Raw genomic sequence first — 3,127 nt, forward strand, 5'->3', positions numbered from 1 at the left:
ATCCGTTAGGATAATGAATTTTGATCCATCCTTCCCTGAGTGAAAATAATCCAGCCTGAAAATAGCCGATTCGCAGGGTTATCGGCTATTTTTTTATGAGCATAGGCTCAATCAAGAAATTTCAACTGTACTTCAGTCATAATCCTTTCTCTTGTTCTGTTCAAATTGTAAGCACTATAGACCTAAATTGTCGTCTATTTGCACAACAAACTACATCAAATCAATAAAATGAAGTATTTCACCTGTTGTGCAAGTTGTAGATCACATTATAATCGACTGATCTAATACAAATGTAGTTAAAGGCCGTATCCGTTGTTTGCTATAACGTCAAATCAGTTTTTTCCAATACTAAAGCAATCTTTACTGATCATTGTTATAGGTTTCGTGAGTTTAAATTATGTTCAAGCCCGAATGAATGTAGAGCATGAACCAGCTGAAAGTACTATAGAAGGCATTAGCTGGAACGCTGATTTTTCAAAACTTAACGTGGTAAGACAGACAGAAGAGCAGGCATTCCAAAAAACTTGTAAGATCATTGAAGAAGAAATATTACCACGTCAAGGCATCTATAATTATCAACTAATAGGTTGTGAAAAAGCTTCTTGGCCTATAAGACAAGGCTCTAATACTTGGTATGTCAAAACTAAATTAAAGTATTACATAAAAAGTCGATCCTATGAGCCATTTTTATCTACTAAAATGGATAAAAAAGATTTTACAACACAGAAGGCTAAATCATTTTGTCAGCAGAGTATTACAAAACTAAGGGCTAACTATACTGGGAGTACTAAAGTTGCTGATAAATATAGATGTGAAACTGAGAAGCTTGGTCAGTCTGAAGTTCAGGTCTCAGTAATTGCTTATATTCTTAGCCCTTCGCGTAAATCACATGGGTATTGGGGAAAAGACATAATTGGTTATAACTGCCCAAATAACAACTATCCTTATGGACCAAAGAAAGTAAGCTCAAAGTACTTTTGCTTTAGACAAAAACTATCATTAAGTAAACAGCTAGGCCCTGCAGATTGTACAAGTCCTTCAACAGGAAATCCTATCCGAATATCGACAGGCAACAAATATCAACAAGAACTGGATCTTGATGAGCCTATCGCCTTTAGCCGATTTTATAACAGTGAAACAGGACTATGGACGCACTCATTTGACTATAAAATTAGTCCATCACTCAATCGCAATATTTATACTCTCATTAGACCATCAGGAAAAAGCTTTCTTGCTCGCAAGGTTGGTGGGCGCTGGGAAACAGAAACCGATGAAAATATTTCTATTAAAAGAAATCCTCAGCAAGAGTGGATTATCACTTCAAACCAACAAGAAGAGCTTTATGATAAACATGGAACGCTTACTCAAATAAAGATACTTGATGGCTCTGTTATTCATGTCAGCTGGAATGATAAAACTCAGACTCTGAAAGACTTGCAAGGCAATGAGCTGACGCTGATATATAACGCGCAAAATCAATTAGTTCAGGCAAGACTAAACAATAGTCAAACAGTATCCTATACATATGGTCCTGAAGGACATCTAACTAACGTTACAAATAGTGCTAGTAAATCAAGACAATATCACTACGAAAATGGACAGTTTCCCTACCATTTAACGGGTATCACGGATGGTAATGGTAAACGCTTTGCCACTTGGACATATGACGATAAAGGCCGTGCAATTAGCAGTGAACACGCAGGCGGTTCCGAAAAAACTTCGCTGGAATACCACGCTAATAACAGCACTACGGTCACCAATCCGCTGGGTAAAAAAACGACCTATCACTTCAAGGTATTTAATGGCTCGCATAAAGTCGTGAAAGTCGAGGGCCAACAAACTGAACACTGCGCGGCGGCCAATAAAGAATATACCTATTACAATAACGGTTTGCTGAAATCCAAGACCGACTGGAAAGGGATGGTGACAGCGTTTGAGTACAATGACCGAGGTCTGGAGACTAAGCGCACCGTGGCCGTAGGTACACCCAGTCAGTATGAGGTTGTGACCGAGTGGCACGACACCTTGCGTTTACCAACTGCCAAAATTACTCGCGGTGAGAGAGTGGAATATCACTATGACGAACACGGTCGGTTAATAAAAAAAGATAACTAAATATTTTTAGGGTTTCACCAATGCGTTTATATCAACGTTCAATATGTTTTTTGGCTATTTCATTATTTACTACTTTTGCATGGGGCAGCACATACTGCCATTCAGGAGGTGGCTACTGTTCTCATCTTCACTATTTTGAAGGATATGAACGGGCTAAAACAGAGTGTAATAAGCTGGCAAATGTAATATTTGGTAAAGGTGAAAATTGCTCAAAGTTTTCGCCATTTGTGAGAGGATATCAAGCAGATAAATATAATACAGCCTCTCATTACCTTTGGTTTCTCCCAATTTATAATTGTCCCAAAGATGGTCAGGCGATTGATAGAGATCGAGGATGTATCCCTAAAAATGAGTGTGCTCTAGGGTATATAAAATCTTCATTAGGCAATTACATCTGCAATATTCCGACTCAACATGCTCAGCAAGAAGCAGGTAATGGTAATTGCCATTCGCCAGATACAACACCTGCTGCAGGTAATCCTGTAAGAATAGCCACGGGAAATAAATTTCATGTAGAGTCGGTGTTTAACGATATTTCACCTTTAATTCTTTCTTATAACAGCAGTACAGGTAAATGGAGTCATAGCTATTTTTATGAGTTGCATGTAGAAAATGGTTTTTTCTTTGAGCGTAATAATCAACGTCCTGACGGCCAAAGCCTGGTATTCACAAAATCAGGTGATGGCTGGACTCCGCTAGCAGCAGGAGCTATTCAACTGTCTTCAACCTCAGCCCATGGTGCTGCTTGGCTCGTGAACTACTATGGTCAACATGAGTATTATGATGACCAAGGTCGTATCCTGCGTATCGAAAAACCTCAAGGCACGTCCCAAACCTTCACCTGGAGTGATCAACAGCTTGTTGTTCAGGATCAGCAGAGTAACCGTTTAACACTCAACTTTGACGATAAAAAGCGACTGGTTTCGGCTGTTCAGCCCAATGGTAAACCTACCACCTTGGCATGGAGTGATGACGATAAACTACTAAAAGTCACCAAATCTGATGGCAGTAT

2 protein-coding genes are annotated in these 3,127 nt (G+C 39.1%); both read left to right on the top strand.

Annotation, left to right across the window (positions count from 1 at the left end; translation table 11 throughout):
- The first annotated feature begins 384 nt into the window (after positions 1-384).
- Positions 385-2,115: a DUF6531 domain-containing protein gene (locus tag F607_RS33305; RefSeq protein WP_051311846.1), complete on the top strand. Its 1,731-nt coding sequence runs from the start codon at positions 385-387 to the stop codon at positions 2,113-2,115.
- 20 nt (positions 2,116-2,135) lie between these two features.
- On the top strand, positions 2,136-3,127 hold a 992-nt coding region (locus F607_RS0125910; protein WP_027710331.1), incomplete at its 3' end, for a hypothetical protein.

Origin of the sequence: Zooshikella ganghwensis DSM 15267, from assembly GCF_000428585.1 — a bacterium.
Lineage (GTDB): Bacteria > Pseudomonadota > Gammaproteobacteria > Pseudomonadales > Zooshikellaceae > Zooshikella > Zooshikella ganghwensis.